This is a genomic window from Amycolatopsis sp. TNS106, from assembly GCF_019330265.1.
Lineage (GTDB): Bacteria > Actinomycetota > Actinomycetes > Mycobacteriales > Pseudonocardiaceae > Amycolatopsis > Amycolatopsis lurida.
Genome location: NZ_CP024972.1, coordinates 8,695,874 through 8,712,534, shown reverse-complemented (window position 1 = coordinate 8,712,534; position 16,661 = coordinate 8,695,874). Strand labels below are relative to the sequence as shown.

General features: G+C 69.0%; 17 protein-coding genes and 1 tRNA gene. 11 read left to right on the top strand and 7 right to left on the bottom strand.

Going from position 1 to position 16,661, the window contains the following annotated elements:
• Nucleotides 1-107 precede the first annotated feature (107 nt).
• The 5 genes from CVV72_RS40495 to CVV72_RS40475 all read left to right on the top strand — a co-directional run bounded on the left by CVV72_RS40495 (nt 108) and on the right by CVV72_RS40475 (nt 6,354).
• On the top strand, nt 108-779 hold the full coding sequence (locus CVV72_RS40495) for a FadR/GntR family transcriptional regulator (RefSeq protein WP_034311162.1): 672 nt from the start codon (nt 108-110) through the stop codon (nt 777-779).
• A 4-nt stretch (nt 780-783) separates the two neighbouring features.
• Nucleotides 784-2,226: an amino acid permease gene (locus tag CVV72_RS40490; RefSeq protein ID WP_219150031.1), complete on the top strand. Its 1,443-nt coding sequence runs from the start codon at nt 784-786 to the stop codon at nt 2,224-2,226.
• The gene (locus tag CVV72_RS40485; protein WP_219150029.1) at nt 2,223-3,176 is read left to right on the top strand and encodes an asparaginase; all 954 of its coding nucleotides are present in this window, start codon (nt 2,223-2,225) and stop codon (nt 3,174-3,176) included. The genes CVV72_RS40490 and CVV72_RS40485 overlap by 4 nt, the downstream gene beginning before the upstream one ends.
• A gap of 10 nt (nt 3,177-3,186) precedes the next feature.
• On the top strand, nt 3,187-4,575 hold the full coding sequence (gene aspA, locus CVV72_RS40480) for an aspartate ammonia-lyase (protein ID WP_219150027.1): 1,389 nt from the start codon (nt 3,187-3,189) through the stop codon (nt 4,573-4,575).
• A gap of 156 nt (nt 4,576-4,731) precedes the next feature.
• Complete coding sequence (locus tag CVV72_RS40475) at nt 4,732-6,354, top strand: CocE/NonD family hydrolase (RefSeq protein WP_219150025.1); 1,623 nt, start codon at nt 4,732-4,734, stop codon at nt 6,352-6,354.
• Here the strand turns inward: CVV72_RS40475 and CVV72_RS40470 are convergent.
• Nucleotides 6,351-7,112 (bottom strand): metallophosphoesterase, encoded by a 762-nt coding sequence (locus tag CVV72_RS40470; RefSeq protein WP_219150023.1) that lies wholly within the window; start codon nt 7,110-7,112, stop codon nt 6,351-6,353. The two genes, CVV72_RS40475 and CVV72_RS40470, sit on opposite strands and share 4 nt — an antisense overlap.
• A gap of 4 nt (nt 7,113-7,116) precedes the next feature.
• Complete coding sequence (locus CVV72_RS40465) at nt 7,117-7,746, bottom strand: GntR family transcriptional regulator (RefSeq protein WP_219150021.1); 630 nt, start codon at nt 7,744-7,746, stop codon at nt 7,117-7,119.
• A gap of 46 nt (nt 7,747-7,792) precedes the next feature.
• On the opposite strand from CVV72_RS40465, the gene CVV72_RS40460 reads away from it, so the two are divergent.
• Nucleotides 7,793-8,971 (top strand): aminotransferase class V-fold PLP-dependent enzyme, encoded by a 1,179-nt coding sequence (locus tag CVV72_RS40460; RefSeq protein WP_219150019.1) that lies wholly within the window; start codon nt 7,793-7,795, stop codon nt 8,969-8,971.
• On the opposite strand, the gene CVV72_RS40455 is transcribed toward CVV72_RS40460, so the two are convergent.
• On the bottom strand, nt 8,968-9,459 hold the full coding sequence (locus CVV72_RS40455) for a DUF1453 domain-containing protein (RefSeq protein WP_219150017.1): 492 nt from the start codon (nt 9,457-9,459) through the stop codon (nt 8,968-8,970). The two genes, CVV72_RS40460 and CVV72_RS40455, sit on opposite strands and share 4 nt — an antisense overlap.
• A 63-nt stretch (nt 9,460-9,522) precedes the next feature.
• Between CVV72_RS40455 and CVV72_RS40450 the strand changes: the two genes are divergently transcribed.
• Genes CVV72_RS40450 through CVV72_RS40440 form a run of 3 tightly spaced genes read left to right on the top strand, consistent with a single transcriptional unit; the run spans nt 9,523 to nt 12,085 of the window.
• Nucleotides 9,523-10,131 (top strand): TetR family transcriptional regulator C-terminal domain-containing protein, encoded by a 609-nt coding sequence (locus tag CVV72_RS40450; RefSeq protein WP_219150015.1) that lies wholly within the window; start codon nt 9,523-9,525, stop codon nt 10,129-10,131.
• The gene (locus CVV72_RS40445; protein ID WP_219150013.1) at nt 10,128-11,624 is read left to right on the top strand and encodes an AMP-binding protein; all 1,497 of its coding nucleotides are present in this window, start codon (nt 10,128-10,130) and stop codon (nt 11,622-11,624) included. The genes CVV72_RS40450 and CVV72_RS40445 overlap by 4 nt, the downstream gene beginning before the upstream one ends.
• Before the next feature lie 41 nt (nt 11,625-11,665).
• Nucleotides 11,666-12,085 (top strand): cupin domain-containing protein, encoded by a 420-nt coding sequence (locus tag CVV72_RS40440; RefSeq protein WP_219150011.1) that lies wholly within the window; start codon nt 11,666-11,668, stop codon nt 12,083-12,085.
• On the opposite strand, the gene CVV72_RS40435 is transcribed toward CVV72_RS40440, so the two are convergent.
• The gene (locus CVV72_RS40435) at nt 12,082-12,600 is read right to left on the bottom strand and encodes a MarR family winged helix-turn-helix transcriptional regulator (RefSeq protein ID WP_219150009.1); all 519 of its coding nucleotides are present in this window, start codon (nt 12,598-12,600) and stop codon (nt 12,082-12,084) included. The two genes, CVV72_RS40440 and CVV72_RS40435, sit on opposite strands and share 4 nt — an antisense overlap.
• Nucleotides 12,601-12,614: 14 nt before the next feature.
• On the opposite strand from CVV72_RS40435, the gene CVV72_RS40430 reads away from it, so the two are divergent.
• A complete protein-coding gene (locus tag CVV72_RS40430; RefSeq protein ID WP_219150007.1) occupies nt 12,615-13,118 on the top strand; it encodes a carboxymuconolactone decarboxylase family protein in 504 nt (167 codons plus the stop codon).
• A gap of 342 nt (nt 13,119-13,460) precedes the next feature.
• On the opposite strand, the gene CVV72_RS40425 is transcribed toward CVV72_RS40430, so the two are convergent.
• Nucleotides 13,461-14,420 carry a GNAT family N-acetyltransferase gene (locus CVV72_RS40425; RefSeq protein WP_219150005.1) on the bottom strand — a complete coding sequence of 320 codons (960 nt, stop codon included), beginning with the start codon at nt 14,418-14,420 and terminating at the stop codon, nt 13,461-13,463.
• A 53-nt stretch (nt 14,421-14,473) separates the two neighbouring features.
• Nucleotides 14,474-15,007 carry a helix-turn-helix domain-containing protein gene (locus tag CVV72_RS40420; RefSeq protein WP_219150003.1) on the bottom strand — a complete coding sequence of 178 codons (534 nt, stop codon included), beginning with the start codon at nt 15,005-15,007 and terminating at the stop codon, nt 14,474-14,476.
• A 59-nt stretch (nt 15,008-15,066) separates the two neighbouring features.
• On the opposite strand from CVV72_RS40420, the gene CVV72_RS40415 reads away from it, so the two are divergent.
• Entirely contained in the window at nt 15,067-16,395 is a 1,329-nt protein-coding gene (locus tag CVV72_RS40415) for an erythromycin esterase family protein (RefSeq protein WP_219150001.1), read from the top strand.
• Nucleotides 16,396-16,563: 168 nt separating this feature from the next.
• Here the strand turns inward: CVV72_RS40415 and CVV72_RS40410 are convergent.
• A tRNA-Val gene (locus CVV72_RS40410) sits at nt 16,564-16,638 on the bottom strand.
• Nucleotides 16,639-16,661 lie beyond the last annotated feature (23 nt).

Below are 16,661 nucleotides of genomic sequence, written 5' to 3'. Positions count from 1 at the left end.
CTCGCCCCAACGCTTGACAAAGCGTTGGGCCGACCGCACGATCTCGTCTCATGAACCTGTCTGACAGCCAGACAGCCGGACACGGTGGTCCACGACGCGTCAGCGCGATGGAGGCCGTTCTGGCCCACCTTCGCGGTGCCATCGAGCGCGGCGAGTACCCCGTCGGCGAGAAACTGCCGTCGGAATCCGCGCTCGGCAAGGAGTTCGAGGTCAGCCGTTCGGTCGTCCGCGAAGCGTTGCGGGGGCTGCAGGCACTCGGGCTCACCGTGTCCAAAACGGGCAAAGGGACCTTCGTGACCGCCACCGGGCCGGTCGAGAACCCCACCTTCGGGACTTACTCGGCCCGTGACCTGTTCGAGGTCCGGCGGCACGTCGAGATCCCCGTCGCCGGTTACGCGGCCTTGCGCCGCAGCACCGACGACCTGGATCTGCTCGGTCACCTCGTCGAGCGGATGGATCTCGAAACCGACAACACCGCGTGGGTGGCGCTGGACTCGCTGTTCCACATCACCATCGCCCAGGCCTCGGGCAATCCGGTGTTCGGCAAGGTCATCGAAGAGATCCGGGACGCGCTGGCCCGGCAGTCGTCCTTTCTCAACCAATTGGGGGACCGTCGGACCCGCTCGAACACCGAGCACCGTGAGATCGTCACCGCCATCGCCGCCGGCTCCGAAGCCGACGCCGTCGCGGCGATGACCTCCCATCTCGAACACGTCGAGTACGCGCTCACCACCATCGTGCGGCCGGGCCACACGACGCAGCAGGACAAGGACGACTGACATCGTGACCGAACAGACCCTCAGCGCGGACGACAGCAAATCCGCGCCGGTGCTCGCCGACGCCGGTGACGCCGGCTACGACAAGGCGCTGAAACCCCGCCACGTCAACATGATCGCTATCGGCGGCGCCATCGGGACCGGCCTGTTCCTCGGCGCGGGCGGCAGGCTTGCGCAGGCGGGCCCGGCACTCGCGATCGTGTACGCGGTCTGCGGCCTTTTCGCGTTCTTCGTGGTGCGCTCGCTCGGCGAACTCATCCTTTACCGCCCCTCTTCCGGCGCCTTCGTTTCCTACGCCCGGGAATTCATGGGTGAGAAAGGCGCATTCGTCGCGGGCTGGATGCACTTCCTGAACTGGTCGACGACCGGTATCGCGGATATCACCGCGATCGCGCTGTACGCGCATTTCTGGTCGTTCTTCACCCCGATCCCGCAGTGGGTGCTGGCGCTCATCGCACTCGCGGTGGTGCTGGCGCTGAACATGGTTTCGGTGAAACTGTTCGGCGAGATGGAGTTCTGGTTCGCCATCATCAAGGTCGCCGCGCTGGTGACCTTCATGGGAATCGGGATCTTCCTGCTGGTCACCCAGCAGCCGATCGACGGCACCACGCCGGGCTTCTCGCTGATCTCCGACCACGGCGGGATCTTCCCCGCGGGCCTGCTGCCGATGGTGCTGATCGTCCAGGGTGTCGTGTTCGCCTACGCCTCGGTCGAACTGGTCGGCGTCGCCGCCGGCGAGACGGAGAACCCGCGCAAGATCATGCCGAAGGCGATCAACTCGATCATGTGGCGGATCGGGATCTTCTACGTCGGCTCGGTCGTCCTGCTGGCGATGCTGATGCCGTGGGACTCCTATTCGAAGAACGAAAGCCCGTTCGTCACCGTGCTCTCGCACATCGGGGTGCCGCAGGCGGGCAACGTCATGAACCTGGTGGTGCTGACGGCGGCCCTGTCCAGCCTCAACTCGGGTCTCTACTCCACCGGCCGCATCCTGCGGTCGATGTCGCTGGCCGGATCCGCGCCGAAGTTCACCGGTGTGATGAACAAGAACCACGTGCCCTACGGCGGGATCCTGCTCACCTCCGCGGTCTGCGTGGTCGGTGTCGGGCTGAACGCCGTCGTGCCGAGCCAGGCCTTCGAGATCGTGCTGAACTTCGCCGCCATCGGCATCCTCGGCACCTGGGCGATCATCGTGCTCTCGCATCTGCTGTTCGTCCGCAAGGCCAAGCTCGGCGAGGTCGAGCGTCCCTCGTACCGGCTGCCCTTCTCCCCCTACACCGAAATCGCGACGCTGATCTTCCTCGTCGCCGTCGTGGTGCTGATGGGCTTCGACGAGGTCGGCCGGATCACCCTGTACTGCCTGCCGATCATCGGGCTCGCGCTGGTGGCGGGCTGGTTCGGGGTCCGCAAGCGGATCAACATGGACGTGTTCGAAAAGACGAAGCTGTGATCCCGGAGACCCGCGTTCCCGCGCACGAGCCGCTGGTGCACCTCCTCCGCGACGGAATGGTCGAGGGGGTGCACCACGGTTCGGCCGTGGTACTCGCTCCCGACGGCCGCGTGCTGTTCGCCGCGGGTGACATCGAGGCGGCGTTCTATCCGCGTTCGGCGGCGAAACCCCTGCAGGCCACGGCGATGGCACGGCTCGGCGTCGACCTGAGCCCCGCCGGGTTCGCCGTCGCGGCGGCCAGCCATTCCGGCGAAGAGATCCACCTGACCGAGGTGGGCCGGACGCTCGACGGCGCCGGGCTCACCACGGAGGATCTGCGGACGCCGGACGACCTGCCGTTCGACCCGGTCGAGCGCGACGCGTGGGTCGCTTCGGGAAGGACGGCTTCGCGGGTTGCGCACAACTGCTCCGGCAAGCACGCCGCCATGCTCGCCACCTGCCGCCTGCACGGATGGTCCACAAAGGACTATCTGGATCCCGGCCATCCGCTGCAGCGCGCGATCGCGGAGTGCGTCGAAGACCTGACCGGGCAACGCGTCCCGAAGGTGGCCGTCGACGGCTGCGGCGCTCCCCTGTTCGCGGTCTCTCTGCGCGGGCTCGCCCGCGCGGTCGGCAAGATCGCCGCGTCGGCGCCGGGGACACCCGAATACCTTGTCGCCGAAGGGATCCGGAAGCATCCGGAGCTGGTCGCCGGCACCCGTCGCGACGTCACCGCGCTCATGCGCGCGGTACCCGGCCTGATCGCCAAGGACGGTTTCGAAGCCGTCCAGGTCGCCGCTCTCCCGGACGGGACGGCGATCGCGATCAAGATCGCCGACGGTGGCGACCGCGCGCGGCGCCCGGTGCTCGCCGCCACGCTCGCGCTGTGCGGTGTCGATCCGAACGTGCTGGAACCCACTCCCGGCCTGCGCGTGACCGGCGCGCTGGCCGAACTCGACCTCGCCGCCTGAGGAGCCTTCGATGCACCGCGTGGAACACGATCTGCTGGGGGACAAGGAAGTCCCCGCCGACGCCTACTGGGGTGTGCACACCGCGCGCGCCAGGGAGAACTTCCCCATCACCGGCACCACGATCTCCGCGTACCCGCATCTGATCGAGGCGCTCGCCTCGGTCAAGGAGGCCGCCGCCCAGGCCAACGCCGACCTGGGGTTGCTGGAGCCGGACGTCGCCGACGCGATCCGCCGGGCGTGCCGCGAGATCCGCGAAGGCGCGCTGCACGACCAGTTCGTCGTCGACGTCATCCAGGGCGGCGCGGGCACCTCGACGAACATGAACGCCAACGAGGTGATCGCGAACCGCGCGCTCGAACTGCTCGGACACGAGAAGGGCGACTACGCCCGCGTCCACCCGAACGAGCACGTGAACCTCGGGCAGTCGACCAACGACGCGTACCCGACCGCGGTCAACGTCGCGACGATCATCGCCGTCCGTGAACTGGCCGACGCGATGGTCGTGCTGGAGCGGGCTTTCGCGGCCAAGGCCGTCGAGTTCCGCGATCTGCTGAAGATGGGCCGGACGCAGTTGCAGGACGCCGTCCCGATGACGCTGGGGCAGGAATTCGGCACTTACGCGGTCATGCTCGGCGAAGACCGGCTTCGGCTCACCGAAGCGGTGACGCTGCTGCACGAGATCAACCTAGGCGCGACCGCGATCGGTACCGGGCTCAATGCCGCGCCCGGGTACGCCGAAGCCGCGGTCGCGCATCTGCGCGAGATCACCGGCCTGCCCGTGGTGTCCGCGGCGGACCTCGTCGAGGCGACGCAGGACTGCGGCGCGTTCGTGCACCTTTCCGGCGTGCTCAAGCGGATCGCGGTGAAACTCTCCAAGAGCTGCAACGATCTGCGGTTGCTTTCGTCCGGGCCGCGGGCGGGGCTCAACGAGATCAACCTGCCGCCGGTGCAGGCCGGGTCGTCGATCATGCCCGGCAAGATCAACCCGGTGATCCCCGAGGTGGTCAACCAGGTCGCGTTCGAGGTCATCGGCAACGACGTCGCCGTCACGATGGCGGCCGAGGCCGGGCAGTTGCAGCTCAACGCGTTCGAGCCGCTGATCCTGCACTCGCTTTCGGAGAGCATCACGCATCTGCGGTCGGCGTGCCTCGTGCTGGCGGAGCGCTGTGTCTCCGGGATCACCGCGAACGCGGACGTGATGCGGGGCTACGTCGAGAATTCGATCGGACTGGTGACCGCGCTGAACCCGAAGATCGGGTACGCGGCGGCGACCGAGATCGCCAAAGAGGCGCTCCGGACCGGGCGCGGGGTGGCGGAACTCGTCGTCGAGAAGGGGCTTCTGCCCGCCGAAGAGCTGGCGAAGCTGCTGAAGCCGGAGACGCTGGCCCGGCTCTCCTGAGACCCGCGGGGCGGTACCGGGCGGTCCGCCCCGCGCCAGGAAAGCGTCCTTCATCGCAGCTTTCGCGATGAAGGACGCTTTCCTTTCAGGCGGGTGCGGAGCCACGCGAGTACGGTCGTAAGCGGAAGGTGATCCTCCGCACGAAAGGCGGCCAGCGTGCTCGACCGACTTCTCGACCGGTACCTCGGGCTCCCGCCCGCCGAAGGCCCCCGCCCGTCGGTGACCAAGGCGATCCCCGTCCCGATGTCCGATGGCGTCCGGTTGCTCGCGGATCGCTACGCCGTCCCGGGCGACGAGCCGCGGCCGGTGGTGCTGATCCGCACGCCGTACGGCCGCAAGGGCCTGATGGGCAGGATCTTCGGCGAGACGTTCGCGCGGCACGGGCTGCAGACGGTCCTCCAGAGCACGCGTGGGACCTTCGGCTCCGGCGGCGAGTTCCGGCCGTTCCATCTGGAGAAGGAGGACGGCCTCGCCACCGTCGCGTGGCTGCGCGAGCAGCCATGGTGTGACGGCCGGGTCGCGATGGCCGGCGCGAGCTACCTCGGCCACACGCAGTGGGCCGTCGCGCCGTACCTCGACGAGCCGCTCGAAGCACTGTGTCTCGGCGTCACCGCTTCGGAGTTCGTGTCGACCTTCTATCCCGGCGGGATCCTCGCCGTCGACAACATGGTCTCGTGGTCGGCGCTGATCGGCCGCCAGGAAGGCCGGTTCGCCGGTCTGCCCAATCCCTGGCAGACGAACAAGACCCGTCGCGCCATGGCCCATCTGCCGGTTTCCGGGGCCGACGTGGCGGCCATCGGCAAGCAGGTGCGGTTCCTGCAGGACGTCTCCGCGCACGCCGAACCCGGCGACGACTTCTGGGCGCCGTCGGATCACAGCGCCGAGGTCGCCGCGCTCCGGACCCCGGTGTCCATGGTGACCGGCTGGTACGACCTGTTCATCTCCGCCCAGCTGCGCGACTTCAAGGAACTCGCCTCGGCCGGACGCGCACCGCGGATCACCATCGGACCGTGGGCGCACGGCGAGCCCGCCAGCCTGAAAACCCTGATCACCGACCAGATCGGCTTCCTGTCCGCCCACCTCCTCGGCGACCGCGCACCGCTGAGGCAGTCACCCGTGCGCCTGTACCTCCAGGGCTCCGGGCGGTGGCTCGACTTCGAAAGCTGGCCGCCGGAATCCGGCGCCACCCCGTACTTCCTGCGTCCCGGCGGGCTTTCCACCGCGGGACCCGTCGAGTCGAAGCCGGGAACGTTCACCTTCGATCCGGCCGATCCGACGCCGGCCGTCGGTGGCCCGCTGCTGTCGGGCGTGCGGAAACAGCAGGACAACAAGGACGTCGAGGCGCGGCCGGACGTGCTGCTGTTCACCGGTGACGTGCTGAAGCGCGATCTCGACGTCATCGGCGAGATCTCCGCTCTGGTGCACGTCCGGACCGACATCGGGCACGGCGACGTCTTCGTCCGCTTGTGCGATGTGGACCGACGTGGTGTCTCGCGCAACGTCACCGACGGGATCCTCCGTCTCCGGCCCGGCCAGCCGGAGTCCGATGTGGACGGTGTGGCCGCCGCCGAGATCCTGCTCGACCCGACGGCGTACCGGTTCCGGCGCGGGCACCGCCTGCGGGTGCAGGTCGCGGGCGGCGCGTTCCCGCGCTTCGCCCGCAACCACGGCACCGGCGAGCCGGTTTTCAGCGCGGTGGACGGGAAGCCCGCGCGGTTCGAGATCTTCCACGACCCCGCGCGGCCGTCCCGGCTCACGCTGCCGGTGTTCGAGGGTTAAGCCGGGACGACCCGATGATGCGTGGTCAGCCTGCCGTCGTCGTGCAGTACGTGGAACAGCAGCGACGGCGGCAGGTCGTAATCGACCGGCCCGCCTTCCCCCCAGGACCGCAGCCCGTTCCGCTCCCACGGGAACAGGATGCTCGACCCGACCGACGGCGCCGACCGCAGCGGCACTCCCGCGAACGTCGTCGACGCCGCGGCGTGGACGTGCCCGCAGAGCAGGGCGACCACGCGCGGGTGACGCGCGAGCACCTCGGCCAGCCGTTCCTCGCCGTACTGGCGCATCGCGTCCACCAGCGGCAGCCCGAGCGCGACCGGCGGGTGGTGGAAGGCGATGAAGGCAGGCCCGTCGCCGTCGCCGAGTACATCGTCCAGCCAGGCCATGGTCTCGTCGTCGAACTGCCCGTCGGGTTTGCCGGGGATGGTCGAATCGGCCATGACGAAGGTGACGTCGCCGACGGTGTGCGCCGCGTTGACCGGGGAGTCGCCCGGCGCCTGTCCGAGCAGCCCTTCGCGGAACGGGCCGCGCTTGTCGTGGTTTCCGGGGCAGACGAACAGCGGGACATCGGTCTTGAAGAGCTCGGCCGCGCGCCGGTATTCCTCCAGCGTGCCGTGGTCGGTGATGTCGCCGGTCACCAGGATCGCGTCGGCCGGTGTCGCCAGGTTTTCCAGGTACCGCATGACCCGTGCGGTGCGTTCGTCGGCGCGCTCCCCGCCGTCGAGATGGTTGTCGCTCAGATGTGCCGTCACGAACATCGTGTCACCCCATGTCTTCCAGATATGCCAACGTTTTCACCCAGTTCCGCACGAGCAGCTCCACCGCCGTCGCGAGGTCGGAGACGCGGATCGCCTCGGCGATCCGGTGGTGTTCGTCGATACTCTCCCCCGCGCGTTCGGCGCCACCGAAATAGCGCGCGTCATAGCGTTTCAACAGCGGCTTCGTCTGCTCGAGCAGGCGCAGCAGATGCGGATTCGTGCACCGGGAGACGAGCAGCGCGTGCCACTTGTCGTCCAAAGTGGACAGATCACCCTGCCGCGCGAGTTCCGCGGCCATCTCGGCGGTGATCCGGTCCAGTCCGCCGGTGAGCCCGGCGAGGTCCTGCGGCGAACTCCAGCGCAACGCGAGCGATTCGAGCTCGGCGACGAGCGGGTACAGCTGCCGGGCCTCGTCCGGGTCGAACGGCGGCACGAGGAAACCGCGCCCCGGCGCCGAGACGAGCAAGCCTCGGTCGGCGAGCCCGATCAACGCCTCGCGCAACGGGGTCCGGCTGACCCCCAGTTCGCGGGCGAGGTGCACCTCGTTGATGCGGCTGTCCGCGGCGATGCGGCCGTCGAGCACGCGGGCGGTGATCTCCTCCGCGAGGTCGCGCCGGAGCAGGTTCCTCGTCATCGGCGCAGTATTGCATGCACTTCGACCGTACTGTATTCAGTTAGGCATGACGGACTTCGATGTGCACCGCGCCCGCGCCGAGACACCGGGCTGCGCGGAGGTGGTCCACCTCAACAACGCCGGATCGTCGCTGCCACCCGCACGGGTGACCGACACCGTCGTCGGCTACCTGCGGGAAGAAGCCCTGACCGGCGGATACGAGCAGGCCGCGGCGACCGTGGAGCGGATGAACGGCGTCTACGCCTCGGCCGCGCGCCTCGTCGGCGCCGCCCCCGAAGACATCGCCCTGACCGACAACGCGACCCGGTCCTGGCAGGCGGTCTTCTACGCGCTCCCGTTCTCGGCGGGAGACCGGATCCTGACGGCGAAATCCGAGTACGCGAGCAATGTCATCTCCTTCCTGCAGATCGCGAAGCGCACCGGCGCCGTCGTCGAGGTGGTCGACAACGACGAGTCCGGGCAACTCGACGTCGAGGACCTCAAGCGCCGCGTCGACGGCGACGTCAAGCTGATCGCCGTCTCCCACGTGCCGACTCAGGGCGGGCTGGTGAACCCCGCCGAGGAGATCGGCGCGGTCGCGCGCGAGGCCGGGATCCCGTTCCTGCTGGACGCGTGCCAGAGCGCCGGGCAGATCGACCTCGACGTCGCGCGCCTGAACTGCGACGCCCTCAGCGTCACCGGCCGCAAATATCTGCGCGGCCCACGGGGCACCGGGTTCCTCTACGCGCACCCGCGGCTGCGCGAGCGCGTCGAGCCCGCGATGCTCGACCTTCACTCGGCGGCGTGGACCGCGCCCGAAACCTACGAAGTCGATCCGACGGCGAAGATGTTCGAGGTCTGGGAACGCGATCACGCCGCCCTGCACGGTCTCGGCGCGGCGATCGACTACGCCCTCGAATGGGGCTTGCCCGCCATCGAAGCCCGTGTCGCCGCCCTCGCGGCGAAACTGCGCGACGCGCTGCGCGAGATCCCCGGCGTCCGCGTCCACGACCAAGGCACGCGGCAGTGCGGGATCGTCACGTTCAGCGTGGCGAAAACACCGTCGCAGGAGGTGAAACAGCACCTGGCCACGGCGAAGATCAACGTCAGCGTCACGGAAGCGACTTCCGCCCAGTTCGATTTCGCCGAACGTGGATTGCCGCCGCTGGTCCGGTCTTCGGTGCACTACTTCAACACCGAAGACGACATCGCCCTCCTTGTCGGCGAAGTCAGGAAACTGGCTTAGCGGCGCGAAAGCAGCGACTCGGACGGCGGGGCGTACGGCAGCCCCGTCGTCTTCGCGCGCTTACCGAGCACCAACGCCTCCCCCAGCAGGCTGACGCCGATCGACAACGTCACCGGCCGGGCGTCGGGATGCGCCCCGGCCATCGTGGCCAGGAAGCCGATCCCGAAGTTCACCACGAGCGACAGCACCCAGACTCCGAACGTCCAGCCGGTGTAGCGCAGCCACAGCACGCCGTCGCGCTCGAACAGTTTCGTGGTGGCGGCGCGCACCGCGCCGAACCCGCATCCGACGGCGGACCCCAGCACGAGCCAGGCGCCGTCGGTGAAGGTGAAATGGTCCAGCTTGGCCAGGCCGTAGACCCCGATCGCGAGCAGCACCACCGGCGCCCCGAACACCTCGCGGGCGACCAGTGGTTCCCCGCGCAGCCTGCGCACCACGATCACGATCACGACGGCGACCACCAGCGCGATCAGCAACCAGGTCCTCATGAACTCCCCCTTTGTAGCATGACTGTGCCAAATAAAATAGCAAGCTCGTGCTATAAAGGCAACATGCCCAAGATCGTCGACCCCGACGCCCGGCGCCTGGAAATAGCCGAAGCCGTCTTCCGGGTGATCCAGCGCGACGGTCTCGCGCAGGCGTCGCTCCGGAGCGTGGCCGAGGAGGCCGGTCTCGCGATCGGTTCGGTGCGGCACTACTTCCGCGGCCACGACGAGCTGATCGTGTTCGCCATGCGCTCGCTCGGCGACCGGCTCGAGGCGAGGCTGCTCGGCCATCTCCCCGCTCTGCTCGACCCCGCGACCCCGCGCTCGCGGCGGCAGGAGATCACCGAAGAGCTGCTCGGCGAACTGCTTCCGCTCACCGAGCAGACCCGAGCCGAAACCGATGTCTGGCTGGCTTTTTCGGCCGCCGCGAAGAACCGGCCGGACCTCGCCGAGGAGGCCGCCCGCATGTACGACGGGGTCCGCGCCCTCGTCCGGCGGGTGCTCGACGGTGCGAACGAAGCCGGCGGTCTCCTCGAAGGCCTCGACCTGGCCGTGGAGACCGAACGGCTGGCCGCGCTGTTGGACGGGCTCGCGTTGTCGACGGGCCGGACGTCGCCGGAGCTGATGCGCACGGTGCTCCGGCGGCATCTGGAGACCTTGCGGTGCCCGGAATGAGCACGTTCTACGAGGTCGCCGCCCACGACCCCGGCCGAGTCGCGGTGATCGACGCCGACGGGCACGAGACGACCTTCGGCGACCTGTCGGCGCGCGCGAACCAGCTGACCCACGCCTTGCGCGCGCTCGGTCTCGGTGAAGGCGACGGCGTCGTCGCGATCATCCACAATGGACTCACCTATTACGAGCTCCTGCTGGCGACCTTGCAGGCGGGGATGTACTTCACCCCGGTGAACCACCGGTCCTCGCCGGCCGAGATCGCCTACATCGCGGCCAACAGCGGCGCCAAGATCGCCGTCGCGGACGCGGACATCGCCGCCACGTGCACCGCGGAATTGCAGGGCCTGCACCGGTTTTCGCGCGGAGAGACGCCCGGCTGGGCGGACTACGCGGCGTGGGGCGCGGACCGGCCGGCCACCACGCCGGAGCGGCGGACCGCGGGCCAGACGATGCTCTACACCTCCGGGACCACAGGGCACCCCAAAGGCGTCCGGCGCGCCCTGCCCGGGCGGCCGCCCGCGCTGCACCCGATCCACGCGAACGTCCTCGAACGCGTGGACGTCCGGCCGGGGCACGGCGTGCACCTGGTCGCCTGCCCGCTCCACCACGCGGCGCCGGGCATGTTCTCGACCGCGATCCTGCATCTCGGGCACACGCTCGTGCTGACGGACCGGTTCGACGCCGAGGAAACGCTGCGGCTCACCGAAGAACACCGCGTCACGAGCACCCACCTGGTGCCGACGATGTTCCACCGCATGCTGCGGCTGCCCGAGGACATCCGCGCGCGGTACGACCTGTCGAGCCTGACTTCGGTCGTCCACGGCGCCGCGCCGTGCCCGCGGGAGATCAAGGAGCGGATGCTCGCCTGGCTCGGACCGGTGGTCCACGAGTACTACGGCGCGTCCGAGGGACTGATCACGGCCGTGCACGCGCGCGATTGGCTCGCGGAGCCGGGTACGGTCGGCACCCCACTGGACGGCGTGCGGGTCAAGGTGCTCGACGACGACGGCGCGGAACTCCCCGCGGGCGAAACCGGGACGCTCTACTTCAGTTCCGCGCACACGAAATTCGACTACCACGACGACCCGGACAAGACGGCCGCCGCGCGCTCCGGGGAGTTCGTCACGGTCGGGGACGTCGGTCATCTCGACGCCGCGGGGCGGGTGTTCCTGTGCGACCGGCGGACGGACCTCATCCTTTCGGGTGGCGTGAACATCTATCCGGCCGAGATCGAGGCGCGGCTGCTGGGCCATCCCGACGTCGCCGACGTCGCGGTGATCGGGGAACCGGATCCCGAGTGGGGACAACGGGTCGTCGCGGTCGTGCAACCGGTCGAAGGGACGGCCGGGGACTCCGCGCTGGCGAAGCGGCTCGAAGAGCACTGCCGAGCCGAGCTCGCCGGGTTCAAGACGCCGCGCCGGTTCGATTTCCGCGAACGGCTGCCGCGGACCGAGAGCGGCAAGATGCTGCGGCGGACGCTTCGGGCGGAATGAACGGCCCTTTCGGGCAGTGCCGATCGCGGTACGGTTCGCCCATGCGCCTGCGGTCCGTGACCACACTGCTCGCCGCCCTCGTTCTCGCCCTGGCCGTCCCCGCGACGGCCGAGGCGACGCCCGGATCCGGCGTGACCGGGACGATCTTCCATCAGAAGACGGTCGGGGACACCGATTACGTGCTGCGCGAGGTCGTCATCCAGCCCGGCGGCTACACCGGCTGGCACTACCACGACGGCACGCTGCACGCGTACGTCAAGGCCGGAACGCTGACGCACAACTCGGCCGATTGCGGGCTCGACGGCTCGTACCGCAAGGGCGCCGTCTTCACCGAGCCGAGCGACACCGTCCACATCGGACGGAACCTCGGAACGACGCCGGTGGTGCTGGAGGTGCTCTACGTGCTGCCGCACGGAAGCCCGCTGTCGCAGGACGCGCCGAACCCCGGTTGCCCGTTCTAGGCGCCGAACCAGCCCGCGACGTCCAGGCGGAAGCCGTCCGCGGGCGCCATCGTGCGGAGGTCCGTCTCGAGCGCGCGGACCCTTTCGGCGCCCAGCGTGGCGACCCACTCCTTGCGCAGCTCCTCGAAGATCGCCGCCGTCCGGCCGAGTGAGTCGAACCCACGGGCGGTGAGCCGCACGACCTTGCGCCGCGCGTCGGCCGGGTCGTCGACGCGGGCGACGTAGCCGAGCTGCTCCAGCTTGTCGACGGTCTTGCCCGCCGCCTGCTTGCTGACGCCGAGCCGCCGCCCGATCTCGCTCGCCGTCGCGCCCTCGCGGCCGATCGCCTGCATGGCGAAGCCGTACGCCGGGCGGACGTCGGAATGTCCCTGTCCGGCCAGCTCGGCGTGCATCCGGTCGATGATCGAGCGGAAGCCCGCGAACAGCAGGAGCGGCAACTCGAAGCCGGGCGGACCGGAATCGCGCTTGCCAGGATCGACAACTTGGTTTACCTTTTCGTCAACCACGTTGACCATCTTAAGGGGAGCCCTTGTTCACCGACCACACCGTCGAAACCGCACCCGAAGCCTCGCGTCGCTCGATGAAAGCGACCATCCGGAAGTTCGGCCACCTCCCCACCGCCGTCGCCCGGCAGGCGTCGTCACCCGAACTGCTCGACGGATTCCTGAAACTGAGCGCGAGCTTCGAGCGGACGACACTCGAACCGCTCGCGCGGGAGACGGTCGTGATGACCGTGGCGACCCGCAACGGCTGCGACGTGTGCATCGAGATCCACACCGGCAAGCTGAAGGGTCTCCACGCGGACGACGACGTCATCGCGGCGCTTCGCTCCCAGGAGCCGGTGCCCGACGAGCGGCTGGAAGCCGTCCGGCAGTTCACGCTCGCGGTGCTCGAAACCGCCGGCGGTGTCGACGACGACACGCTGCGGACCTTCTTCGGGCACGGATACACCGAACGGAACGCCCTCGAAGTCGTCATGGGCATCGGGGCCTACACGATGTCGACCCTGGCGAACAGGCTCATCCGCGCCTAGTCGCTCTGCGTGATCGCCCCTCGCGGCCCGGATCACTCCAATGGCCGCCGATCTTGATGTATCTGGGCAGTCCCGACCGCCTCTTCTCTTGTGTAGCCGAAAGTTCGCCACCCGCGGCGCGGCGCACACCGGCGGTCTGGCCTGCCGAGGGGGCAGACCAGACCGCCGAAACCGAAACGTTCCACAGGTGTTGGGGGTGCGTGAAGGCCCCCTTCTCCCGGCCGAGCCGGGCGAAGGGGGCCTTCACGTGTCCTGAGCGCAATTCCCGGCATCCCACGCCACATGTGCACCAGCGGCCACCGTGCCGTGTACGGGCACCGATATCGAGTGGGCGACCCATCGTCAAACTTCGAGTGCCCAGCGGACGTAGCGCATCGTCGGCACGAAGCCCGCCTTCTCGAAGACCCCGGGCGCCCCGGCCGGATCGGCCGAGTCCACGTTCGCACTCACACGGTCGTAGCCCTGCTCGACGGCGGCCCGCAGCGCGTACCCCATCAGCGCGCTCGCCACACCCCGCCGCCGGTACTCCCGAAGCGTTCCGATCACCATGAAGTGCGCGTCGCGGACGCCGGTGGCGTCCGTGTCGGCTTCCCACCACAGGGTCACCAGCATCCCCACCGAGGCACCCGTCGCCTCCTCACGGAGCAGGAAGCTGACCTCGGGCCGGAAAGTCTGATTGGTGATCTTGTTCCGCCAGAGCTCGACGGGCATCGGCACCGCGCCCCAGCAGTCGCGGTAGGCCTCGTTCCTGACCGTCCGGAAGTCCTCGTCGTTCCGCTCCGACCACGGCTCGACCCGGAACCCTCGGGGGATCACAGGACCGTTCAAGCCGCCGAGCGAGTGCTCCATCCGCTGGAAGTAGCGCACCGGCACGAACCCCCGGGAGCGGACGAGTTCGGCCAGGCCCGCGATGCGCTCGGGCCGGTTGACGTCCACCACGAGTTTCGAGTCGGGGTGGTGCAGCGCGTGCACCGTCTTCGCGGCCGCCACACCCGCATCGACGAGCGCGCCGCCGATCCCGCGGCGGCGATACGCGGGATGGACTCCCCCGTCGAGGAAGACCCGATGGACTTCCTCCGCGGACGGTTTGAAGCGGATCTTCATGTAGCCGGCCATCACGTCACCGTCGAGGGCGGCGAGACTCGCCCGCTCCAGGTCCGCGTACGGGTCGATCAGCTCCTGAAGGGTGTCCTCCTCGGTGTAGTTCTCACCGATCCCGTCCACCGTCTCGATGGCGTTGAGGAGGTCGGCCGACGCCTTGGCGTCCTGCGGGGTGAGAGGTCGCCAGGTGAGGTCGCGCACACGCTCAAGGTAGCCCCGCACATGCGAGCTGTCGCTTCGTTTACGGCAGGACGCTACGAGGGGTCCGCGACAGGGAAGAAGATCGGGCTCAGCAAGTACGCGCGGCGCCCTTCACCGGGTGTGTTGCGCGCTCGCGCCGCGAGCAGGTCGCCCAGCGCGCCGACCATCTCTGCCAGTTCGTCCTCGTCGAGCCAGAGGACACCCTGCCGATAGCCGACCGAGTCGGCGACGGGGCCGGCGCCCTCCTGGTCGAGATAGGCATTGAACTCGGCCAGCAGCGTGGCGACGGCCGCGGCGAACCCTCGGCGGTGGTCGTCGAGCGACAGGGACGCGGCCGTGTCGCTGTCGATCGTCGCTCGCTCGCGGCGGAGCCGGTAGCTGCGTTCGACGGCGCCGTGCACCCGTTTCTCGTCCACCACCTCCAGCAATCCCGCGTCCGCGAGCAGTCCCACGTGCCGGTAGAGGGAGGTCTTGGGCACGTCAGGCAGGCGGGCACACAGCTCGGACGTGGTGTGGACGCTCTCGCCCGCCATCGCGTGCACGACGCGCATCCGCACCGGATGCAGGAGCAGGTCAACCGTTTTCACGAGTCCACTTTCCCATATCTGGTACCTTTCCCAAAAATGGGAATGCACGAGAGGGAGTCATGGGGACCATGAACCCGTCACGGCTGAGCGGCCGGGCGATACGACCATTGACCACTTTGGATCCGGCCGGTCCATGGGACGATCTCGGGTGGCTCGATCAGGCGATCGGCGACGCCCGCGTGGTGGCCATCGGCGAGAGCGCGCACTTCAATCGCGAGTTCTACCTGCTCCGGCATCGCCTACTGCGCTATCTGGTCGAGAGGCACGGATTCAGCGCCTACGCGATGGAGTCGGGCTTCCCCGAGGGAACGCTCGCCGACGCGTGGGTACGCGGAGGCGACGAGCAGCCCGGCCGGGTCCTGGCCACCGGGATCACCACGCTGATGGGCCTGTGCACCGAGATGCGCGCGCAGCTGGAATGGATGCGCGAGCACAACTTCGCGGCCCCGGACCAGGTCGGATTCCACGGCATCGACCTTCCCGGCTCCAGCGTGTCCCTGCTGCCGGGACTGGACGCGGTGACGGCCTACCTCGCCGAGGCCGACCCCGGACGGGACGCCGGCCCACGCCTCCGCGAGACGGCCGCGAGCCTCGCGGCGGTGTCGGTTTTCTCCGCCCACACGGCGTTCTCCGCGTACGCGCGTCTTCCCCGAGACGAGCGAGACGCGCTGACCGCGGGACTCGCCGATCTCCGCACTCGGATGACCGCGCGGCGCATCGGCTACATACGGCGGACGAGCGAGACCGCCTACAGGCGTGCCCTGCGCTCGCTGAACCTGACCATCGCTCTGGACGCGATGGTCAGGGAGATCTCACGCGACCCGGGAGGAGGTCTCGCCGCCGACATCCGCGACGCCGCGATCGCGGACACCGTCGAGGAGATCCTGTGCGCAGAAGACCGGATCGTCCTCGGCGCGCACAACAACCACGTGCAGCGCTGCCCCATGGCGATCCCCGGGGTGCTACCCGCCTCCACGACGATGGGCATGCACCTGACCGCACGGCTCGGCCCGGCCTACTTGGCGATCGGAACCACCTCCGCCTCCGGGAAGACCCTTGCTCTGGGCAGCGATCTCTCCACCGGTGAATTCTTCTCCGATCTCGAACCGCCCGAGCCCGGAAGTCTCGACGCGTTCATGGCCGCGAGCCATGACACGGCTTTCGCGGTCGACCTGCGGCAGCTTTCCCCGACCGACACGGAGGCCGTCCGGAGCGTCACCCGGCACCGCAGCGGCTCGTTCTACGGCGACTTGGCCCCTTTGGATGCCTTCGATCTCGTGGTGCACATCCCGCGGGTCACTCCCGCCGAGCCGGAGGACAGCGCCCTCGGGCACTCTTCCGCCGAAGTCCGGGAAGCATTCGCGCGGTGGCAAAGGACCAGCCGATGACCACACGAGGACAGGAGGGCGACCGGGCGGGAACTGCCGCGATGATCGGATCACCGAGGATCGCCGCAGCGCGGGCCTGGCGGGATGTGCCGGTGCGCCGTCACATCACCGAGAGCCCGGCTTGAGATCGACGGGGCCCTCGATGATCTCCGGGGGCCCCAACTCCGTTGGTGGGCGCAGTAGGGATCGAACCTACGACCGCTCGGGTGTAAACCGAGTGCTCTCCCGCTGAGCTATGCGCCCGGGAGGTGGCACCCGCGCACGGG